This window comes from Kineococcus anabasis (assembly GCF_054590795.1).
Map to the genome: position 1 here is coordinate 417,777 of NZ_BAAIHU010000009.1, position 20,457 is coordinate 438,233.

The window sequence follows — 20,457 nt, forward strand, 5'->3', positions numbered from 1 at the left end:
CCCGGAGGGGGTCCTCCCGCGCGGCGGGGAGGTGGGAGGGCCCTCAGGCCGGCCGGCGCCCGTACGTCAGCCGCCGCAACAGCACCTCCGCGGGGCCGCGCCGCCCGGCCGAGGCCATCCACGACGCGGCCAGCACCGTCAGCAGCCACGTGCCCACCGCGACCAGCGCCGTCCACCCCAGGCCGAGCCGCGGGCCCAGGCCCCCGCCCCAGGAGGCCAGCAGCGCGCAGAAGACCACGGACTGCGCCAGGTAGCTCGTCATCGAGCGCTGCCCCGTCGCCGCCAGCGCCGTGAGCACCGGGCCCCGCCGCTGCGCCACCCGGGCGGCGAGCAGCGCGAACAGCGCCGCGTACCCCGCCCCGCCGGCGTGACCGCCCAGCGAGTGCAGCACCCCCGCCGACGCCTGCGCGCCCGGCCCCGGGTCCGACCAGGCACCGGAGGCCATCAGCGCCAGCGGCAGCCCGCCCAGCACCGCCGCCCCGAGGCCGCCGGCCGCCACCCGCACCAGCAGGCCGGAGTGGCGCTCCGGCTCCTCCAGCAGCCGCCGCCGCGCCGCCCAGGAACCCACCGCCACCGCCGCCAGCAGCCCCGTCGTCTGCAGGAGCAGCCCGATGAGCAGCCACTCCGGCACGTGGAACGCCAGCGCGAGCAGCGGGGAGTCCAGCCCCAGGGAGGGCATGAGCGTCGTCGCGCCGGCGGTCTCGCGGAACCCCTGCCCCGCCCCCGCCAGCACCACCAGCGTCAGGCCCACCACGACCATCGCCCGGATCCGGCCCCGCAGCAGCACCCCCGCGAACAGCACCGCGATCAGGCCGTAGGCGCCGATGATGTCGCCGGGCCACAGCAGCACCCCGTGGACGGCGCCGATGAGGACCATCCACCAGCCGCGCCGGCGCACCAGCCGCCGCACCGCGCCGGGCTCGGCCCCCGCGGCCTCCCGGCGCCGTGCGAGCTGCACGATCCCGTAGCCGAACAGCAGGGAGAACAACGGGAACGCCCGGCCGTCCACCAGCAGGAGCTGGGCCGTGGTCACCGCCCGCTCCGCACCGGTGAGCAGCCCCGGCTCCGGGTAGCCGCGGAACCCCACGTCGCGGCCGGTGACGAACAGGTGGGCGTTGGCCAGGGCGATGAGCAGCAGCATCGCGCCGCGCGCCACGTCAGGGCCCGGCGCGCGTTCCGAGACCGGCGTGCCCGCCGGTGCCTGCGCGAGTGAGGTCTCGACCACGATCCGACGCTAGGGGCGCGGGTGCCGCGGCCGCCTCAACCGTTTGGTGGATCCGCGCACGCTCACGCACGCTCCGTGGTCGCCGTCGCGGGTCGGCGCCCGTAGGTGAGGCGCCGCAGCAGCACCTCCGCCGGGCCGCGCACGCCGGCCGAGGCCATCCACGTCGCCGCCAGCACCGTCAGCAGCCACGTGCCCACCCCGATCAGCGCCGCCCACGACATCCCCAGCCGCGGGCCCAGGCCCCCGCCCCAGGAGGCCAGCAGCGCGCAGAACACCACCGACTGCGCCAGGTAGCTCGTCATCGAGCGCTGTCCCGTCGCCGCCAGCGCCCTCAGCACCGGCCCCCGCCGGGCCGCCGCGCGCGAGGCCACCAGCGCGAACAGCGCCGCGTACCCCGCCCCGCCGGCGTAACCACCCAGGGCGTGCAGCAGCCCCGCCACCGGCTGGGCGACGATCCCCGGCTCCGCCCACACGCCCGTCGCCATCATTGCCAGCGGCAGCCCGCCCAGCACGGCCGCGCCGAGGCCGCCGGCCGCGACGCGCACCAGCAGGGTGTGGTGCCGCTCCGGCTCCTCCAGCAGCCGCCGCCGCGCCGCCCACGACCCCACCGCCACCGCCGCCACGAGGAGCAGGACCTGCAGCAGCACCCCGAGGAGCAGCCACTCCGGCACGCGGTACGCCAGCGCCAGCAGCGCCGAGTCCTGCCCCAGCGAGGGCAGCAGCGTCGTCGCGTCGCTCGGGTCGCGGAACCCCTGCCCGGCACCCGTGAGGGCCAGCAGCAGCAGACCGGGCACGACCAGCCGGCGGATCCGACCGCGCAGCAGCACCCCGGCGAACAGGACGGCGATGAGGCCGTAGGCGCCGATGATGTCGGCCGGCCACAGCAGCACCCCGTGGACGGCGCCGATGAGGACCATCCACCAGCCGCGCCGGCGCACCAGGCGCCGCACCGCCCCGGGCTCGGCTCCCGCGGCCTCGTGCCGGCGCGCGAGCTGCACGATCCCGTACCCGAACAGCAGGGAGAACATCGGGAACGCCCGGCCGTCGACGAGGAGGAGCTGGGCGGCGGTGAGCACCCGCTCCCCCGTGCCCATCAGCTCCGCCTCCGGGTAGCCGCGGAAACCGATGTCGTGGCCCGTGACGTAGACGTGGGCGTTGGCCAGGGCGATGAGCAGCAGCATCGCGCCGCGCGCCACGTCGGGGCCCGGCGCCCGCTGCGAGACCGGCGTGCCCGCCGGTGCGTGGAGGGGTGAGGTCTCGATCATGGCCCGACGCTAGGTCCGCGCCACCCGCGGACACCTCCACCGTCCGGTGGACGCCGCCGCGGTCACCTCCCGTAGGTGAGGCGCCGCAGCAGCACCTCCGCCGGGCCCCGCCGACCCGCGCGCGCCAGGACGCCCGCCCCCGCCAGCAGCACGGCCCACGTCAGCACCGCCAGCCCCGAGACGGCCGCGACCCCGAGGTCGTCGCCCAGCCCCAGCGCCCACGCCGGCAGCAGCGCGCAGAACACCACCGACTGCCCCAGGTAGCAGGACATCGACCGCTGCCCGCCCGCGGCCAGCACCCGCAGCACCGGTCCCCGGCCGCCCGCGGGACGCCCCGCCGCCCGTGCCGCCACCAGCCCGAACAGCGCCGCGTACCCGAGGCCGCCCGCGTAGCCGGTGACCAGGTGGGCCGAGGCCACGGCACCGGCGGTCCAGCCGGCCGCCGGCTCCCACACCCCCGCCGCCGCGAGCCCGGTCGGCAGGCCGCCCGCCACGGCCAGGCCCAGGCCGGCGGCCGCCGTGCGCCGCAGCAGCGGAAGGTGCCGCCCCGGCTCGTCCAGCAGCCCGCGCTCCGCCGCCCACGCGCCGATCGCGACGGTCACCGCCACCGCGAACGGGGCCAGCAGCAGCCCGACCACCCACTCCGGCGCCCGCAGGCCGAGCGAGAGGAGGTACGACCCCTGCGCGCCGGAGGGCATCACCGCCGTCGCACCCGTCCCGTCCACGCCCCCGAGCAGCAGGCCCAGGGGCGCCAGGAGCACCAGCCCCACCCCGATGAGCACCCCGCGCCCGCGCCGCTGCCGCACCAGCACCCCCGCGAAGAGCACCGCGACCAGGCCGTACGCGCCGATGATGTCGCCGGAGAACAGCAGCAGGGCGTGGGCGCCGCCGATGAGGAGCATCCACCAGCCGCGGCGGCGCACCAGCCGCCGCACCGCCTGCGGCGTGTCCCCCGCCCGCACCCGGCGCCGCGTCAGCTGCACGATCCCGTAGCCGAACAGCAGGCTGAAGAGCGGGTACGCCCGGCCGTCGACGAGGGTGAGCTGCGCGGCGGTGACCACCCGGTCCAGGGCGCCGTCCGGGATCGGGTAGCCGCGCGGCCCGAGCGGGGTCCCGCGCAGGTACAGGTGGACGTTCGCCAGCGCGATGAGCAGCAGCATGGACCCGCGGGCGACGTCCGGGGCGAGGGAGCGCTCGGCGAGCGGCACGGCGCGGACCGCGTTCCGGGACGGGGCGCCGTCCACGGGAGCGCCGGGTGGGGGGAATGCGGGAGGACCCGCGGAGATCGTGGACATGGCGCGACGCTAGGTAGCCGGTCCCTCGCGGCGCGTCCACCCTGCGGGGTGACCGGCTCCGCCGAACGGCGCTGCCGGGCGATGCCGCCCTCCGCCCGCGGACGGTGGCACAGTGGCGCGGTGAGCGCCGCCCGGCTCCTGCGCCCCCTGCCCCTGCCCCCCGGCACCGCGGTGCTCGGCGCCCTGCCCGCCCTGCGCGCCGCCCTCGACGGCTCCGGCCCCGCCCTGCTGCCCCACGCCGCGGACGCCGCCCCGCCCGCGGCCCTGCGGCCCGGGGAGCCGCTCGCGCCCGGGGAGGACGAGGAGTCCGACCCCACCGCCGTCGTCGTCGCCACCTCCGGCTCCACCGGCGACCCCAAGGGCGCCCTGCTGCCCGCCGCCGCGCTGCGCGCCTCCGGGATCGCCACGCACGCCCGGCTCGGCGCCGGCCCCGGCGACGGCGCGGGGGAGGGCGGGGACGTGCGGTGGCTGCTCGCCCTGCCCGCGCACCACGTCGCCGGCCTCCAGGTCCTCCTGCGCTCGCTGCCGGCCGGCACCGAGCCCGCCGTGTGCGACCTCACCGGCGGCTTCACCCCCACCGCCTTCGCCGCCGCCGCGGCCCGCTGCACCGCCTCCCGCCGGTTCACCTCCCTCGTGCCCACCCAGCTGCTGCGGCTGCTCGAGGCCGGGGGCGCGGCCACCGAGGCGCTCGCCTCCTTCGACGCCGTCCTCGTGGGGGCCGCGGCCACCCCGCCGGTGCTGCTGGAGCGCGCCCGGGAGGCGGGGGTGCGGGTCGTCACCACCTACGGGGCCAGCGAGACCTGCGGGGGCTGCGTCTACGACGGCGTCCCCCTCGACGGCGTCCACGTCAGCGCCGACCCCACCACCTCCCGCCTTACCCTCGCCGGGGACGTCGTGGCCCGCGGCTACCGCGCCCGGCCCGGCGACCCCGCGTTCGGCACCGACCCCGCAGGCCGGCGCACCTTCACCACCGACGACGCGGGGGTGCTGTCCACCGGGCCCGGCGGCCCCGTCCGCCTGGAGGTCCTCGGCCGTCTCGACGACCTCGTCACCACCGGCGGGCTGAAGGTCGCCCCCGCGCTGGTCGAGGGCGTCCTCGTCCAGCACCCCGGGGTCGCGGAGGCCGCCGTCGTGGGGGTGGAGGACGCCCGCTGGGGCCAGCGGCTCGTCGCCGTCGTCGTGCCCGCCGAGGGCGCCGGGGAGCCGGCCCTCGGGGAGCTGCGGGCCTTCGTCACCGCCCGCCTCGCCGCCCACGCCGCACCCCGCCAGCTCGTGGTGCTGCGCGGCCTCCCGCTGCGCGGGCCCGGCAAGCCCGACCGCCGGGCCCTGCGCGAGCTCGCCCGCCACGCCCCCGGCGCCCCGGGCACCCCGGGTGCTGCGGGCACCTCGGGCACTCGAGGGCCGGCCCGGTCGTTGTGACAGCGAGAACCCGGCGCTCCTGAGATGCTGGGAGCGCCCCGAGGAGGTGGTCCGTGCCCCGCGTCGTGATCCTCATGTCGCTGCTCCAGCTCGCCCTGCTGGTGTACGGCCTGGTGCACTGCATCCAGGCCGCCGAGGGCGGTGTCCGGCACCTGCCCAAGTGGGCGTGGATCCTGCTGATGTTCGTCATGCCCGTCGCGGGACCGCTCGCCTACTTCATCGCCGGCCGGCCCCTGCGCGCCTCCGGCACCACGCCGCCCCGGCGGCTGAAGCAGGCCCCGCGCGGCCCGGACGACGACCCGGACTTCCTGCGCAACCTCAACGTGGAGCGCGAGCGCCGCGAGCGCACCGACGGGGACAGCGCCCCCGGCTCCGACGGCGGGCGCCCGCAGGCCTGACCCGGCGTCCCGCCCTCCCCGTGGCAGCCGACACCCCTCCCGGGGCAGCCGACACCGCCCCCGGCCGGGCCGCCGCGGGCACCTCCTCCCTCCCCCGCCTCGCGAGCCTGGACTGGGCGCGGGGCTGGATGCTCGTCGTGAGCGTCGCCGTGAACAGCCTGTGGGCCGCCCCGGAGTGGTTCGGGCACGCCCGCTGGGAGGGCGTACACCCCGTCGACCTGGTCTTCCCCGTGTTCGTCACGCTCTCCGGCTGCGGCCTGGCGTTCGCGATGCACCGGCGCGTGCGGGCCCGCCCCCTGCTGCGCCGCTTCCTCGTGCTGCTCGCCGCGGGCCTGCTGTACAACGCCGTCACCACCTCGGGGCCGGACCCCCGCGCGTGGGACCCGGCGACGTGGCGCGTGACCGGGGTGCTGCAGCTGTACGCCGGGCTCGTCGTCCTCGTCTCCCTGGGGCACCTGCTCACCCGCACGTGGCGGGGCTGGGCGCTGCTGGCCGCGCTCGCCGCAGCCGCGCACACCGCCCTGCTGTCGGGCTGGGCGCGAGGCTGCCCCGGCGGGGTGCTCACCCGGGGGTGCAACCCCTCGGGGGCGGTGGACCCGGTGCTGTTCGGCGCGGCGCACGTCTACGGCGGCGGGGCGGCGGGGCACGACCCGGAGGGCGTCGTGGCGCTGCTGGGGGCGTTCGTCTCCGCGGCGGCCGGGGCGGCGGTGGGTCACCTGCTGCTGTCCGTGCGGGAGCGCGCATCGGGCACCGTGCGGAAGCGCGCGGCGGGACCGGCCGCGGCGGCCGGGCCGGTGCTGGCGCTGGCCGTGGCGCTCGCGGCGGCCGGCCTGCTCGCCGCCGTCCTGCCACCCCTGCTCGGCGGCGGCCCCGTGCCCGCGATGAAGCGGCTGTGGACGGCGCCCTTCGCGCTGCCCGTCGCCGCCGCCGTGGCCGTCGCGCTGCTGGCCGGGCACCTGCTGCTGGACCGGGAGCGGACCTCCCGGGCGCTGCGTGCGGCGTCCTGGCCGCTGCTCGCCCTGGGCCGCAACAGTCTCCTCGTGTACTTCGGCTCCCACGTCGTCACGGCGCTGCTGCTGCGCCGGCCGGAGGGCGCCGACGGCGGCGCGGGCAGGGGCCCGGCGCCCGTGGAGCGCGCCGCGGCGGCCGTCGCCGTCGCCGGGCACCCACAGGTCACCTGGACGGTGCTGGCCGTGGTGGCGTGGACGGCGCTGGCGTGCCTGCTGCACACCCGGCGCCTCTACCTGCGGCCCTGACCTACCGGCGACCCCGACCTACGGGCGACCCCGACCTACCTGCGGCCCCGACCTACCTGCGGCCCTGGCCCTCGTGCGCGGGCGACGGCTGTGCCGGCACGAGCGCGGCCGCCCGGAGCCTGCGCCGCAGCTCCTCCCGCGGCATCGGCCGCCCCAGGTGGAAGCCCTGCCCGTAGTCGCAGCCCGCGGCCGTCAGCAGCCGCTGCTGCTGCGGGGTCTCGATGCCCTCCCCCACCACCACCAGGTCCAGCACGTGGGCCAGGTCGATCACCGAGCGCACCATGCGCTGGTCGTGGTCGTCGTCCACGATCTGCGCGATGAAGCTGCGGTCCAGCTTCACCTCCTGCACCGGCAGCTGCTGCAGCCAGCTCAGGGACGAGTACCCGGTGCCGAAGTCGTCCAGGGACACCCGGATGCCGCGCTCGGCCAGCCGGCGCAGCACCGAGCGGGTGTGCGCCAGGTCCGGCAGCAGCCGGCTCTCGGTGATCTCCACGGCGAGGTGGCGCGGGTCCAGGCCCGTGGTCGCCAGCGCCGCGTCGACGTGGTCCAGCAGGTGCGGGTCGGTGAGCTGGCGGGCCGCCAGGTTCACCTGCACCTCCGGCGGGTCCTCGCACGTCAGCTCCCACTCCCGCGCCGCCCGGCACGCCTCGTGCAGGACCCACGTGCCGATCTCCACGACGAGGCCGGACTCCTCGGCGATGTCGAGGAACGCCGACGGCGTCAGCAGCCCCCGGCGCGGGTGGCGCCAGCGCAGCAGCGCCTCCACGGCCCGCATCCGGCCCGTCGCCAGGTCGATCTTCGGCTGGTAGTACAGCTCCAGGGCGTCGTGCCGCAGCGCGTCGTGCAGGCCCGTCTCGACGGCCACCCGGCGGCTGATCTCCGCCTGCAGGTCGGCGTCGAACATCGCCACCACGCCCCGCCCGCGCCGCTTGGCCAGGTACAGCGCGGAGTCCGCCTCGGACAGCAGCTGGTCCGCCGACGTCGTGCCGCCCACCGCCACCGTCGCGCCGATGGACACGTTCACGAACACCTCCCGGCCCTGGACCTGGTAGGCGCCCCCGCAGGTCGCCAGGACCCGCTCGGCGACCACCTCAACCTCCGCCGCACCCGGCAGGCCGGTCGCCACGACCACGAACTCGTCGCCGCCGAAGCGGGCCACGACGTCCTCCGGGCGGGTCGCGCGGCGCAGGCGCCGGGCCACCTGCCGCAGCAGCTCGTCACCGGTCGCGTGCCCGAGGTGGTCGTTGATCCACTTGAAGTTGTCCAGGTCGCAGAACAGCACCGCCACGGGGGTGCCGGTGGCCGCGAGCCTGCCCACGGCCGCCTCCAGCCGCTCGTGGAGCAGCCGCCGGTTGGGCAGGTCCGTGAGGCTGTCGTGCATCGCCTGGTGCGCCAGCGCCAGCTCCGCGCGGGTCCGCTCGGCCATCTGCTCGCGCAGCTCGGCGTTGGCCAGGGCCAGCTCGGCGGTGCGCTCGGCCACGCGGCGCTCCAGCTCGCTGCGGGCGCGGCCCTGCTGCTCCAGCAGCAGGCTGGTGTGCAGGCCCGTGGAGAGCTGGTGCGCCACCGACTCGTACACCGCCCCCGAGCGCGGCCCCACCGTGAACAGGGCGTACCCCAGGTGGTGCGACGTCACGTGCAGCGGCAGCAGCACCGTGTTGCGCCCGGCCAGCGGCTCCCACCGGGCGGCGGGCAGCAGGTCGGCGGTGCGGAAGGACTCCTCCCGGCCGGGCAGGTCGGTGCGGCGGCCGCGCTCGTAGCCCAGCAGCAGCCGGGACGTGGGCGCCGGGCCCCGGTCCGGGCCGTCGTCCAGCGCCTCCGCGGACGCCTCGTACGCCGCCACGAAACAGGTGTCGATGCCCAGGCGCGGCAGCTGCTCGGCGAGCGTGGGGATGCAGCGCTGCAGGGCGCTGGCGGAGACGACCTCCTGCCCGACCTCGCGCACGACCGCGACCTGCCGCTCCACGAGGCGGCGCATGTGCAGCCACAGCTGCTCCACGTCGAGCACCGCGCGGGCGGTGGCCGGGTCGTCGCCCGCGGCGGCGCGCAGCACGGTGATCACCTCGCCCCACACGTGCAGCGCCTCACCGAGGGCGACCGTGTGCCGGAAGAGCCGCTCCGCCGCGGCCAGCAGCCGCTCCCCGCCGCCGGCGCGGGCGGTGCGCAGGCCCGTGACGAGGTCCTCCGCCCAGTCGAGGTTGCCCGGGTCCACCGGTTTGCGTCCCGTGGTGCTGCGCAGGGCCGCGGCGAGGGCGGAGTCGTCGGCCGCGGGCAGCCGCGGCAGCACGGCGGGGCACCCGCAGGAGCGGCGCACCACCACCTCGCAGCCCAGCACCTCCCGCTCGGGGACGGGACGGCCGGTGACCAGGCCGACGGCCGCGCGCACCGCCCGGGCACCGATGTCGCGGAACGGCGAGCGCACCGTCGTCAGCGGGATGCCGGCCGCCCCGATGTGCAGGGACTCCCCGCCGCCCGAGCCGTCGACGGTGCCGAGGTCGAAGTGGTCGAGGTTCGCGAAGTCGTCGAAACCCGCGACGGCCACGTCCTCCGGGACGCGCAGCCCCGCGCGCAGCAGCGCCGACGCGGCGCCCAGGGCGAGGCTGTCGTTGGCCGCGACGATCGCGTCGGGCGGCCCGTCCAGCCCGGCCAGCAGCTCGCGCAGGCCGCCGAGGGCGGAGGTCTCCAGGGGGTGGAAGGAGGGCAGCGGGCCGACGACGAGGCGGGGGTCCTCCGGCAGGCCGGCCTCCCGCAGCGCCCGCCGGTACCCGGCGAAGCGCAGCACCCCGCCGCTGTGGGCGAGGGGACCGCGCACGTAGGCGATGCGCCGCTTGCCGTGGACGTCGACGAGGTGGCGCACGAGGTCGCGGGTGGCGCCCTCCTCGTCGACGGACACGGTGACCGCGCCGTCCAGGACCGCCTCGACGCTGACGAGGGGGCGGCCGGCGAAGCGCCGCGCGAGCTCCTCCACGGCGGGGCGCCCGGCGCTCAGCTCCAGCTTGGTCGTCCACAGCACGAACGCGTCGAAGGCGCCGGGGCCGAGCAGGTCGTAGGCGGTGTTCGCCTCCGAGCCGGGCCGGCCGGGCACCCCCAGCTCGCCGCCGACGACGGTGAGGCAGTCCACGCCGAGGCGCTCGGCCTCCTCCACCACACCGAGCCAGTGCTCCTGGTGGCAGCTCTGCAGGCTGCTGGTGAGGCAGGCGATGCGCGGGCGGGAGCCCGGCGGCACGCTCGTGCCGCCGGGCTCCGGACCAGGCGCTCCCACGGGCCGAAGCGTAGAGGGACGGCCGCGCGGCGCAGCCCGGTTCTCCGGGGACTCACCCTCCCGGGGTGGCTGCGGGCAGCGAGTTCACCGGGTGCTCCCCGGTCGCCCACAGGTGCTGCACGGCGTACGCACGCCAGGGCCGCCACGGCGCGGACCGGCGGGTGAGTGCGCCGGGGGTGGTGGGCAGGCCGAGGCGGCGGGCGGCGGCACGCACGCCCAGGTCGGTCGGCAGGAACGCGTCCGGGTCCCCGAACGCCCGCATCGCCACGACCCCGGTGGTCCAGGGGCCGACGCCGGGCAGCCCGCCGAGCAGCGCCAGGGTGCGGGCGGGGTCGGCGGCCGGGTCGGGCAGGTCCGCGAGGAGGCGCACGACGGTGAGGAGCGTGGCGCGCCGCGCGGCCGGCAGCGCCAGCGCGGCGGGGTCGAGCTCCAGCAGCGCCCGCGGCGGGGGGAACAGGTGGGTCAGGCCGCCCTCCGGGTCGGCGGCCCGCTCGCCGTGGGCGTGCACGAGCCGGGCGGCGTGGGTGCGCGCCGCGGCCGTGGACACCTGCTGGCCGAGCACGGCGCGCACGGTGAGCTCGGCGGCGTCCGCGGCGCCCGGCACGCGGCGGCCGGGGACCGCGTCCACGAGCGGGCGCAGCACCTCGTCGGCCCGCAGGCCGGCGTCGACGGCGGCGGGGTCGGCGTCCAGGTCGAGCAGGTCGCGGCAGGCCGCCACGGCTGCGGGCGCGTCGCGGGCGTCGGCGAGCAGCAGGCGGGCGGGGACCGCGACGGCGCCGGGCGCGGGGGGCCGCAGGGCCACGACCGCCGGCCCGTGCGGCAGGCGCAGGGTGCGGCGGTAGGCGCCGTCCCGCCACTCCTCCACGCCGGGCACGGCGGTGGCGGCGAGGTGCCCGAACAGGTTGCCCGGGTGCAGGGGCGGGCGGAAGGCCAGCTCCACGTCGACGGGGGCGGGGCGGGGGGCGTCCACGGCGAGGAGCATCGCAGCGGTGCCCGTCGCGGGTGCCGGTGCGGGGTGTCAGCCCGGCGGGCCGAGGACGGCGGCGACGAGGTCGGCGGCGGCGGCGTGCAGGCCCGCGGCGTCGAGGGGGCGGGTGCTGCCGTGCCCGGCGAGCTCGTCGAGGAGCAGCCCGTCGCAGGCCGCGGCGAGCCAGCGGGCCCGGCGCTGCGGCTCGTCGGCGCCGAGGGCGGCGAGGGTGGCGGCGAGGTGCTCGCGCAGCAGGGTGCCGGCGGCGTCGAGGCGGCGGCGCAGGTCCGGGTCGGAGCGCGCCTCGAGGGACAGGGCCCAGCGGGCGAGGTGCCGGTCGCGGCCGGGTCCTCTCCAGCGGGCGAGCAGCGCGGCCAGCCAGGCCGTGACGTGCTCCCGGGTGGGCGGCCCGGCCGGGGCGGGTGCGCCGGCCAGCTCGTCGAGGTCGAGCCGGACGAGGTGGTCGACGGCGGCGCCGAGGAGGGCGCTGCGAGTGCGCAGGTAGTAGGAGGTGGAACCTGCGGGCAGGCCCGCGGCGGTGTCGACGGCGCGGTGGGTGAGGGCACGGGTGCCGCCGGCGGCCACGAGCCCGACCGCGGCGTCGGCGATGCGCTCCGTGCGGGACACCTCTGCCACCCCGGCACTCTACAGGTGTAGAGTGCTCCTCGATCCTCTACAGATGTAGAGGTACATCGGGAGGGGACACCGTGACCGGTACGGCCATCGTCTGCGGCGCCGGGACAGGCGGCCTGGCCGCCGCGCTCGCGCTGCACCGCACGGGGTGGGAGGTGCACGTCCTGGAGCGGCGCACGAACCCCCTCGCGGGCGGCACCGCACTCGTGCTGTCCCCCAACGCCCTGGCCGTCCTCGACGCCCTCGGCGTCGGCGGGCAGGTGCGCACCCTCGGCTCCGCCGTCGGCACGATGAGCCTGCGCCGGCCGGACGGCTCGCGGCTCACCCGCCCCGCACCCGCCGGGACGCCCCTGCGCTGCCTGCGCCGCGCCGACCTGTCCGCACTGCTCGCCGCAGCGCTGCCGGCCGGCACCCTGCGCACCGGGACCACCGTCACCGGCGCCCACCCCGGCGGCCCCGGCCGGCCCGCCCTCGTCCGCACCACCACCGCGACCACCACCGCGACCAGCACCGGGACCACCACGGGCACCCTCACCGCCGACCTCGTCGTCGCCGCCGACGGCATCGCCTCCCCGTTGCGCGCCCTCGTCGACCCCGACGCCATCCCGCGCTCCGCCGGCTACAGCGCCTGGCGGGCCCTCGCCGAGGACCTGCCCGGTCCGCTGGGCGGCGCGAGCGAGACCTGGGGCCACGGCGAGCGCGTCGGCGCCGTCCCCCTCGGGCCCACCGCCGCCTACGTCTACGCCACCGCCCCGGCCGCGCCCGGCGACGGTGCGGGGACCGACCTGCGCACCCGCTTCTCCGGCTGGCACGACCCGCTCCCCGCGCTGCTGGACGCGGCCGGCCCGTGGCACCACGACCGCGTCGCCGCCCTGCCGGCCGTGCCCCGCCTGCACACCGGCCGCCTCGTGCTGCTCGGGGACGCCGCCCACGCCCTGGAGCCCAACCTCGGGCAGGGCGCCTGCCTGGCGCTGGAGGACGCCGCCGTCCTCGCCCACCACCTGTCCGCGGCCCACCCGGGCGGGGACGTGGGCGCCGCCCTCGCCGCCTACGACCGCGAGCGCCGCCCCCGCGTGGCCGCCCTGCTGGCGCGCTCGCGGCAGGTGGGGCGCCTCACGCTGCTGCGCACCCCGCTCGCCGTGGCCGCGCGCGACGCGGCGCTGCGGCTGACGCCGGCCCGCCTGGCGTCCCGGCAGGCGGCCGGGATCTGGTCGTGGCGGCCGGCCCCGGGCTTCCCCCACCCGCGCGCCGCGACCACCCCCGGCGGGAGGTGAGCACCGCCCGGGCGCGCACGGCTCAGGCGCGCACGACGGGGCGGCGGGTTCCCGCGAGGCGCTCCAGCAGGTCCAGCACGACCTCACCGGGGCGGACGGCGGCGTAGGCGCCGGCCAGCCGCCGCGCCGCCGCCCGGAACGAGGGCTCGTGCAGGACCCGCCCCACCGCCAGGTCCAGCGCCGCCTCCGAGGGGGCCTGCGTGCGCAGCCGGATCCCCGCACCCGCCCACGCCACCCGCGCCGCCACCTCCGGCTTGTCCTCCGTGGTCCCCGCCACCACCAGCGGCACCCCGTGGGCCAGCGCCTTCTGCACCCCTCCGTACCCGCCGTTGGTCACCATCGCGGCCGCGTGCGGCAGCAGCGCGTCGTGGTCGACGAACCGGGCGACGCGGGCGTTCGCGGGCACCGGCCCCACCGCCGAGGGGTCCGCGCCGCCGGTGGTGGCCACGACGAGCACGTCGCGCCGCGCCAGGGCCCGCAGGGTCGGCACCACGAGGTCGCCGAGCCGGGCGTTCGCCACGGTGCCCTGCGTGACGTGGACGACGGGCCGCCCCGCGGGGACGACGTCGGCCCACCACGGCGGCAGGTCCGCGGTGCGCGGCGGATCGGCGAGGTTGCCCACGTAGTGCACGTGGGGCGGCAGGTCGCTGCGCGGGTAGTCCAGCTCGGGTACGCCGTTCTGCAGGTGCAGGTGCGGGGAGATGCCGGACATGAGGAAGTCCGCGCGCGGGGGGAGCCCGACGGCGGCGCGGACCTGCGCGTCGTGGCGGCCCACCCCCCGGAACACCACCTTCGTCACGAGCTGCTGCAGGGCCCGGTTGCGCAGGCGCCCCAGCGGGGTCGACGACGGCGGCAGGCCCAGCCCGAACGGTGGGACGTCCCGGCTGAACAGCGGCAGCGGCGAGACGCCCACGCTCGCCCACAGCCCGCCGGTGACCTCGGCCCACGCGCCCGCGCCGAGCACCGTCATGTCGGCCACCACGACCTCGGTGCCGAGCCGCGCGGTGATCCCGCGCAGGTCCGCCACCTGCCCCGGCACCGGGTCGAGGAAGATCTTCTTCAGGCTGTCGGTCATCTGCGCCAGCCCCTGCCGGGTGTCGTCCGCCTCGCGGACCATCGGGATCTCGGCGGTCATCGGCTCGAACACGGCGCCGGTGTCCTCCACGGAGGCGCGGAACCCCCGGCCCGTGTACCAGTGCACGTCGTGCCCGGCGGCGACGAGTGCCCGGGCGACCGGCCGCAGCGGGGCGACGTGCCCGGCACCGGGCATCGAGGCGAGCAGGAAGCGGGCCATCGCGGGCACCTCCGGGCGGGTGCCCCAGCCTGCCGCACCGCGGGCGCGACCCGCCAGACCCGCCCGGCCTAGGACCCGCCAGACCCGCCCGGCCCGGGTCCCGCGGGCCGGCTCAGAGGTTGATGCGGCCCACGTCGTCGTGCGCGACGCGGTGCAGCCGGCTCTCCCGGGCCGCGTCGAGGCGCGCGACGACCGGGGTGGCGCTCAGACCGTGCAGCAGCACCGACAGCGCCACCGTGAACCCGACGACCGCCCACAGCGGCTCCGCCGGGAAGTCCGCCTCCCCCAGCGCGTACGCCAGGTAGTACAGCGAGCCGATGCCGCGCACCCCGAACGCCCCGATGACGCGGCGCTCCCACGGCCCCGCCGAGGTCCCCGCCAGGCTCAGCACCCCCACCACCGGGCGGATCACCACGACGAGCAGCACCCCCACGAGCGCCAGCTGCCACGTCAGCGCCGCCAGCAGCCCGTCGGCCATCGCCGCGCCCAGCAGCAGCAGCAGCCACGCGGTGAGCATCCGCTCGACCTGCTCGATGAACCCGTGGGCGACCTCGTGCGCGTCGTGCGAGCGCTCCGAGGCCTTGATGGTGCAGGCGGCGACGAACACGGCGACGAACCCGTAGCCGTGCAGCAGCTCCGCCACCCCGTAGGCGAGGAACGTCACCGCCAGGGCCGTGAAGCCCTCCACGTCGTCGGCCAGGCGCAGCACCCGCAGCCGCGCGCGGAAGAACAGCCTGCCGAGTACCTTGCCGATCCCCCAGCCCACCAGGACGCCCACGACCCCGCGCCACAGCACGTCCTCCAGCGCCCACGAGCCCAGCTCGGACAGCCCGAAGGCCCCCGCCGCCGCGGCCGCGACGGCCAGGTGCACCACGGGGAAGGCCGCGCCGTCGTTGAGCCCCGCCTCGCTGGTCAGCGCGAAGCGCACCTCGTCCTCGGTGGTCTCGTCCCCGGCCGGCTCGCCGACCTGGACGTCGCTGGCCAGCACCGGGTCCGTGGGCGCCAGCACCGCACCCAGCAGGACCGCCGCGGCCAGCGGCAGCCCGGCGACCGCCCACCCGGCGAGCGCGACCAGGACGATGCACACCGGCATCGTGATGAGGATGAGCCGCCACGTCGTGGCCCAGCGCCGCCACCCGACGGGGCGGTCCAGGGCGATGCCGGCGCCCATCAGCGAGATAATCACGACGATCTCGGTGACGTGCTTGGTGACGGTGTCGTGGGCGATCGGGTCGACGTCGGGCAGCCCGGGCACGAGGCCGAGGAGGACACCGACGCCGAGGAACGCCATCGGCAGGCTGAACGGCTTGTCGTGCAGGAACCGGGGCAGGACCGCGGCGAGGAGGGCGCTACCGCCGGCGAGGGCGAACAGGACGGGGGCGAGGTCCACGCGGGGAGGTGCTCCTGACTTCCGGGGTGAGGTCCCAGTCTCGGGGCCGGGCTCCTCGATCGCACGGCGGGAGCACGGCGGCACCCGGGCACCGCGCGCGGCTGGGAGACTTGCCGACCGTGGCAGCCCCCGATCCGCAGCGCCCCGGCACCCGCCCGACCGCCCGCCCCGGCGCCCGCCCGACCGCCCGCCCCACTGCGGCGCAGTGGCTGGCCGGTGCCCGCCCGCGCACCCTGCCCGCCGCGCTGGCACCCGTCGCCGCCGGCACGGGCGCGGCCGCCGCCCTCGGCGGGGCGCACGCCGGGCGAGCGCTGCTGGCGCTGGCGGTGTCCCTGGCGCTGCAGGTGGGCGTGAACTACGCCAACGACTACTCCGACGGCATCCGCGGCACCGACGCCGACCGGGTCGGTCCGTTCCGGCTCGTGGGCTCCGGGGCCGCCGAGCCGCGGGCGGTGCGGCGCGCGGCGTTCGCGGCCTTCGCCGTGGCGGGGGCGGCGGGCCTGGCGCTGGTGGCGTGGTCGCAGGCGTGGTGGCTGCTGGCGGTGGGCGCCGCGAGCATCCTCGCGGCCTGGTTCTACACCGGCGGCAGGCGCCCCTACGGCTACGCCGGGCTCGGCGAGGTCTTCGTGTTCGTCTTCTTCGGCCTGGTGGCCGTGCTGGGCACGACGTACACGCAGGCGGGGCGCGCGAGCTGGCCGGCGCTGGCGGCGGCGGTGTCGGTGGGGGCGCTGGCCTGCGCGATCCTCGTGGCGAACAACCTGCGCGACGTGCCCACCGACGAGGTCGCGGGCAAGCGGACCCTGGCGGTGCGCCTCGGCGCGGCGCGGACGAGGGCGCTGTTCGCGGGGCTCGTCGGGGTGGGCTTCGCGGCGGCCCTGGCGCCGGCGGTGGTGCACCCGGCGGCGGCGCTGGTGCTGCTCGCGGCGCCCCTGGCGGTGCGGCCCGTGCGGACGGTCCTGGGCGGCGCCGCGGGCCGGGACCTGGTGCCGGTGCTGCAGGGCACGGGGCTGCTCGAGCTGGCGGTGGGGGTGCTGCTGGGCGTGGGCCTGGCGGTGTCCTGACCCAGCCCGCCCATCTCCGGGTTCGGGCGACCGGCACCCTCCCCCAGCCCGCCCATCTCCGGGTTCGGGCGACCGGAAACCGATTGCTGGACGCCGAAACCCGGAGATGGGCGGGCGCGGGACGGGCGCGGGACGGGCGCGGGACGGGCGCGGGACGGGCGCGGGACGGGCGCGGGGGGCGTGTCGCAAGCGCTCTCCGGCTGCCGGGAGCGCTCCGCCGTCCTAGCATCGGCGCCCATGAGCGCACTCGACGTCCGCGCGGCCGGCGAGCACCGCTACGCCGCCACCGCGACCCTGTCCGACGGCACGAGCACCGAGCACACGGTGCTGTGCGACCCCGACCTGCTCGCGGAGCTCGGTCTGGGCCCCGTGGAGGAGCCGCTGTTCGTCCGCCGCACCCTGGAGCACCTGGTCGTCTCGGCGGGCGGCGGTGCTGCCATCGGCGCCCCGCGCGGGGAGCTGCCGGAGGTCATCGACCTCGCCCGGCTGCACGAGGAGCACCCGGAGCTCATGCGCTCCGTGCGCCTGCGCGCCACCCTGTAGCGACCGGCACCCCTGGAGCGACCGGCACCGCTGGAGCGGCCGGCAACCACGGCGAGCACCCCGGTCGGCACCCCCGCGTCAGCGCTGGGTGCCGTCCCGGTGCGTGCCGTCCCCGCGGACCTCGGCGTCCTCGGCGTCGTTGTCGGCGTCGTACGCCTTGCCGAAGCGGCTCGGGCGCGGCGCGGAGGTGCGCGCCTCGATGCGCCGCTGGATGTCGGCGGCCATCTCCTCGCGCTGGCGGCGCAGCAGCACCAGGGACAGCAGCACGGAGATGACGGCGGCCAGCCCGAGGGCCAGCCAGCTGCGGGCCCCCGCCCACGTGAGGACCACGAGGGCGAGGACGAAGACGCTCAGGCGCAGGACGGTGTACTTCAGGTAGGGGCTGACACCCTGGCGGCTCACGCTCACACCCCCGCGTAGGAGTGCAGGCCGTCGAACACGAGGTTCACCAGGGTGAAGTTCGCGATGAGGCAGGCGAAGCCCACCATCGACAGGTACGCGGCGGGGCGCCCGTCCCAGCCGCGGGTGGCGCGGGCGTGCAGGTAGGTGGCGTAGACGACCCAGATGACGAACGTCCACACCTCCTTGGCGTCCCAGCCCCAGTAGCGGCTCCACGCCTTCTGCGCCCAGATGGCGCCGGCGATGAGGGTGAACGTCCAGAGCACGAACGCCACGGCGTGCAGGCGGGCGGAGGTGCGCTCCAGCTCCTGCGCGCTCGGCATCGCGTCCATGAAGGAGGCGCCGACGGTGCGGCCCTCCCGGCGCCTCGTCTCCCGGGAGTCCTGCACGAGCTGGAGCACCGTGGTGGAGAAGCCGATGGTGAACAGCGCGCTGGCGAGGAACGCGACGGCCACGTGGATGATCAGCCAGTAGCTGTCCAGGGCGGGGACGAGCTCGGCGGCCTCGACGTAGAAGGTGCGCAGCGCCAGCCCGAGGGTGAGCAGGACGGGACCGACGACGAAGGTGCCGAGGTAGCGCAGGTCCCGGCCGCCGCCGATGCCGCTGCGGCGGGCCTGCACGAGCGCCGCGAGGTACACGCCGGTGACGACGACGGCGCCGGTCACGGCGAACTCGAACATGTTGCCCCACGGCACGCGGCCCACGGAGACACCGCGGGCCAGCACCGAGGCCAGGTGCAGCACGAACGCCGCGGCGAGCACCGAGGTGGCGATGGCGGCGGAGCGGCGCCGGCCCCGGACGGGCGGGGCGGGCGGGGCGAGGGCGACGGAGCCGCCGGTGCGCTGCGCCTCCTTCGCCAGGCGGGCCTGCCGGGCGGCCTCGCCCTTGGCGGTGCGCTGCCCGTCGGCGAGGTCCATGGCGAACGCCACGAGCGAGACCAGGTAGGCCGTCATGGCGCCGTAGAGCAGGACGTTGCTGAGCCCTGCGAGGTTCTCGTCGACGGTCACGTCGTCTCCCTGCTGCCTGCCGTTGGTGCGGAACCCGTTGGGTAATCCGTCGTGGAGCCTGTCGTGGAGCCTGTCGTGGGGCCTGTCGTGGGACCTGTCGGGGGGTGTGCCGTCCCATCGTCCCCCAGCCGTGCGCGGAGGCGGTCCACGACGGCGTCGACCTCCGCGCCGAGGCCGGCGTCGTTGCCGCGCGCCAGACCCGCGACCTTCAGCGCCGAGCCGCCCACCCCGCCGGCCATCCCGCCGGCCACGGGGCGCACCCGCAGCCACACGCGGCGGCGGGGCAGGAACAGCGACGCCGTCAGCCCGAGGGTCGCCAGCAGCGAGAACGTCAGCGCGGCCCGCTGGCCGGGGGTGTGCCGCACGTCGAAGGAGGCGAAGCGGCGCACGCCCTCGAAGGTGAGGGTGCCCAGCCCGTCGGGCAGGGTGGCGCTCTGCCCGGGGGTCAGGCGCAGCGGCAGCGGGCGGCCGTCCTCCCCGCGCACGGCGTTCATCGCGCCGAGGTCGAGGACGTACACGGACTCCGGCACGCCGTCGCGCAGGCCCAGGTCGCCGGTGTAGGCGACGAGGGCGAGGAAGGGGTTGGCGGCGTCGGGGAAGCCGGAGACCGCGACGCCGTCCGCGCCGGTCGTCATCGTGGGCAGGAACACGCCCTGGAAGCCGAGCTGCACCGGCTCCCCGGCGGCGTCGCGCGCGTCGGGGACCTTCAGCACGCCGCGGGAGTCGTAGTTGGCGTTCTGCGGCAGGAACGGCACCGCACCCGTCTTCACGACCCGGCCCTGCCCGTCGCGGAAGGTCAGGACGGGCGCGTAGCCGTTCCCGGACAGGGAGATCTGCACCCCGTCCTCCTCCACGGGCTGGTTGACCCGCACGGTCTGCCGGCGCGGGGGCTCCCCGGGGGCGGGGGTGAACGTCACGTCCGCCTCGAACTGGCGGGGCTGGCCGATCTGGCTGGTCTGGCGGGCCTCGAACCGCACGCGCATGTCGTCCAGGCGCAGGGAGAACGGCGGCACGTCGTCCCGGCCGGCCCACGGGCCGGAGGAGAAGGAGTCGAACGCGGTGCCCGCACCGACGAACGTCTCCTCCTCCACGACGAGGCGCTGGCCCTCGTAGCCGAGCAGGGAGCCGGACGCCACGGACACCAGCAGCCCCACGAGGGAGAGGTGGAAGAGCAGGTTGCCGCTCTCGCGGTGGTGCCCGCGCTCCGCGGCGACCTCGACGCCGGCGCCGTCGTCGCGCACGTCCACCCGGTAGCGGGCCCCGCGCAGCACCTCCCGCGCCGCGGCGGCCACCTCGCCCGGCGCGCCGGGCAGCGCGAGCTCCCGGTGCTCGGGCAGCTTCGCCAGCCGCGCGGGGGTGCGCGGCGGGCGGGCCCGCACGGCGCGCCAGTGCACCCTGGCCCGCGGCAGCACGCAGCCCACGAGGGAGACGAACAGCAGCAGGTAGATCGCGGAGAACCAGACCGAGGAGTACACGTCGAACACCTGCAGCCGGTCCAGCCACGGCCCGGCGCTCTCGTGCTCGGCGAGGTAGGCGCGCACCGCGACGGGGTCGATGCCGCGCTGGGGGAACAGCGAGCCGGGCACCGCCGCCACCGCCAGCAGCATCAGCAGGAATAGCGCGGTGCGCATGCTCGTCAGCTGCCGCCACGCGAAGCGCAGCAGCTCCCCCGGGCCCAGCGCGCGGGGCTCGCCGGCGGCGGGCTCGGTCTCCGCGGCGGTGTCCGCGCCCAGCCGGTCCAGGTGGGTGGCGTCGGCTCTGGCCGGTCCCAC

At 77.7% G+C, this 20,457-nt stretch carries 16 protein-coding genes and 1 pseudogene; 6 read left to right on the top strand and 11 right to left on the bottom strand.

The features are described 5' to 3' along the window. Positions 1-43: 43 nt before the first annotated feature. From ACYQBY_RS16520 to ACYQBY_RS16530, 3 genes are all read right to left on the bottom strand, one after another. Positions 44-1,225, bottom strand: coding sequence for a DUF418 domain-containing protein (locus ACYQBY_RS16520; RefSeq protein WP_459644960.1), 1,182 nt, complete (start codon positions 1,223-1,225; stop codon positions 44-46). A 62-nt stretch (positions 1,226-1,287) separates the two neighbouring features. Next, on the bottom strand, positions 1,288-2,490 hold the full coding sequence (locus ACYQBY_RS16525; RefSeq protein WP_459644961.1) for a DUF418 domain-containing protein: 1,203 nt from the start codon (positions 2,488-2,490) through the stop codon (positions 1,288-1,290). 62 nt (positions 2,491-2,552) lie between these two features. After that, positions 2,553-3,785, bottom strand: a complete 1,233-nt coding sequence (locus ACYQBY_RS16530; protein WP_459644962.1) for a DUF418 domain-containing protein — start codon at positions 3,783-3,785, stop codon at positions 2,553-2,555. A gap of 120 nt (positions 3,786-3,905) precedes the next feature. Between ACYQBY_RS16530 and menE the strand changes: the two genes are divergently transcribed. The 3 genes from menE to ACYQBY_RS16545 are packed head-to-tail and all read left to right on the top strand — an operon-like array spanning position 3,906 to position 6,858. Then, positions 3,906-5,204, top strand: coding sequence for an o-succinylbenzoate--CoA ligase (gene menE, locus ACYQBY_RS16535; RefSeq protein ID WP_459644963.1), 1,299 nt, complete (start codon positions 3,906-3,908; stop codon positions 5,202-5,204). Positions 5,205-5,257: 53 nt separating this feature from the next. Next, positions 5,258-5,602: a PLD nuclease N-terminal domain-containing protein gene (locus tag ACYQBY_RS16540; protein WP_459644964.1), complete on the top strand. Its 345-nt coding sequence runs from the start codon at positions 5,258-5,260 to the stop codon at positions 5,600-5,602. Positions 5,603-5,622: 20 nt separating this feature from the next. After that, complete coding sequence (locus ACYQBY_RS16545; RefSeq protein WP_459644965.1) at positions 5,623-6,858, top strand: heparan-alpha-glucosaminide N-acetyltransferase domain-containing protein; 1,236 nt, start codon at positions 5,623-5,625, stop codon at positions 6,856-6,858. 52 nt (positions 6,859-6,910) lie between these two features. On the opposite strand, the gene ACYQBY_RS16550 is transcribed toward ACYQBY_RS16545, so the two are convergent. From ACYQBY_RS16550 to ACYQBY_RS16560, 3 genes and pseudogenes are all read right to left on the bottom strand, one after another. Then, positions 6,911-10,117 (bottom strand): EAL domain-containing protein, encoded by a 3,207-nt coding sequence (locus ACYQBY_RS16550; protein WP_459644966.1) that lies wholly within the window; start codon positions 10,115-10,117, stop codon positions 6,911-6,913. A gap of 52 nt (positions 10,118-10,169) precedes the next feature. Further along, positions 10,170-11,093: pseudogene (locus ACYQBY_RS16555) on the bottom strand (DNA-3-methyladenine glycosylase family protein); the annotation flags it as partial. Positions 11,094-11,135: 42 nt separating this feature from the next. After that, positions 11,136-11,720 (bottom strand): TetR/AcrR family transcriptional regulator, encoded by a 585-nt coding sequence (locus tag ACYQBY_RS16560; RefSeq protein ID WP_459644967.1) that lies wholly within the window; start codon positions 11,718-11,720, stop codon positions 11,136-11,138. A 71-nt stretch (positions 11,721-11,791) separates the two neighbouring features. On the opposite strand from ACYQBY_RS16560, the gene ACYQBY_RS16565 reads away from it, so the two are divergent. Then, complete coding sequence (locus tag ACYQBY_RS16565) at positions 11,792-12,991, top strand: FAD-dependent monooxygenase (RefSeq protein WP_459644968.1); 1,200 nt, start codon at positions 11,792-11,794, stop codon at positions 12,989-12,991. Positions 12,992-13,013: 22 nt separating this feature from the next. Here ACYQBY_RS16565 and ACYQBY_RS16570 read toward each other — a convergent pair whose 3' ends face one another. Both ACYQBY_RS16570 and ACYQBY_RS16575 read right to left on the bottom strand, forming a co-directional pair. Beyond that, on the bottom strand, positions 13,014-14,285 hold the full coding sequence (locus ACYQBY_RS16570) for a glycosyltransferase (protein ID WP_459644969.1): 1,272 nt from the start codon (positions 14,283-14,285) through the stop codon (positions 13,014-13,016). A 112-nt stretch (positions 14,286-14,397) separates the two neighbouring features. Then, positions 14,398-15,675, bottom strand: coding sequence for a cation:proton antiporter (locus ACYQBY_RS16575; protein WP_459644970.1), 1,278 nt, complete (start codon positions 15,673-15,675; stop codon positions 14,398-14,400). A gap of 209 nt (positions 15,676-15,884) precedes the next feature. Here ACYQBY_RS16575 and ACYQBY_RS16580 point away from each other — a divergent pair, with 209 nt between their 5' ends. Next, positions 15,885-16,736, top strand: a complete 852-nt coding sequence (locus tag ACYQBY_RS16580) for a 1,4-dihydroxy-2-naphthoate polyprenyltransferase (protein ID WP_459645113.1) — start codon at positions 15,885-15,887, stop codon at positions 16,734-16,736. Positions 16,737-16,973: 237 nt separating this feature from the next. After that, positions 16,974-17,279, top strand: a complete 306-nt coding sequence (locus ACYQBY_RS16585; protein WP_459644971.1) for a hypothetical protein — start codon at positions 16,974-16,976, stop codon at positions 17,277-17,279. A 78-nt stretch (positions 17,280-17,357) separates the two neighbouring features. On the opposite strand, the gene ACYQBY_RS16590 is transcribed toward ACYQBY_RS16585, so the two are convergent. The 3 genes from ACYQBY_RS16590 to resB are packed head-to-tail and all read right to left on the bottom strand — an operon-like array spanning position 17,358 to position 20,457. Continuing rightward, complete coding sequence (locus ACYQBY_RS16590) at positions 17,358-17,681, bottom strand: DUF4229 domain-containing protein (protein ID WP_459644972.1); 324 nt, start codon at positions 17,679-17,681, stop codon at positions 17,358-17,360. Positions 17,682-17,683: 2 nt separating this feature from the next. Then, positions 17,684-18,685 (bottom strand): c-type cytochrome biogenesis protein CcsB, encoded by a 1,002-nt coding sequence (gene ccsB / locus ACYQBY_RS16595; RefSeq protein WP_459644973.1) that lies wholly within the window; start codon positions 18,683-18,685, stop codon positions 17,684-17,686. Beyond that, positions 18,682-20,457, bottom strand: a complete 1,776-nt coding sequence (gene resB / locus ACYQBY_RS16600) for a cytochrome c biogenesis protein ResB (protein WP_459644974.1) — start codon at positions 20,455-20,457, stop codon at positions 18,682-18,684. Before resB ends, ccsB begins: the two co-directional genes overlap by 4 nt.

Bases quoted from the DNA above. Each gene is read 5' to 3' on its own strand.
- ACYQBY_RS16570 (WP_459644969.1), bottom strand. From the start codon at position 14,285: ATGGCCCGCTTCCTGCTCGCCTCGATGCCCGGTGCCGGGCACGTCGCC.
- ACYQBY_RS16525 (WP_459644961.1), bottom strand. From the start codon at position 2,490: ATGATCGAGACCTCACCCCTCCACGCACCGGCGGGCACGCCGGTCTCG.
- ACYQBY_RS16530 (WP_459644962.1), bottom strand. From the start codon at position 3,785: ATGTCCACGATCTCCGCGGGTCCTCCCGCATTCCCCCCACCCGGCGCT.
- ACYQBY_RS16585 (WP_459644971.1), top strand. From the start codon at position 16,974: ATGAGCGCACTCGACGTCCGCGCGGCCGGCGAGCACCGCTACGCCGCC.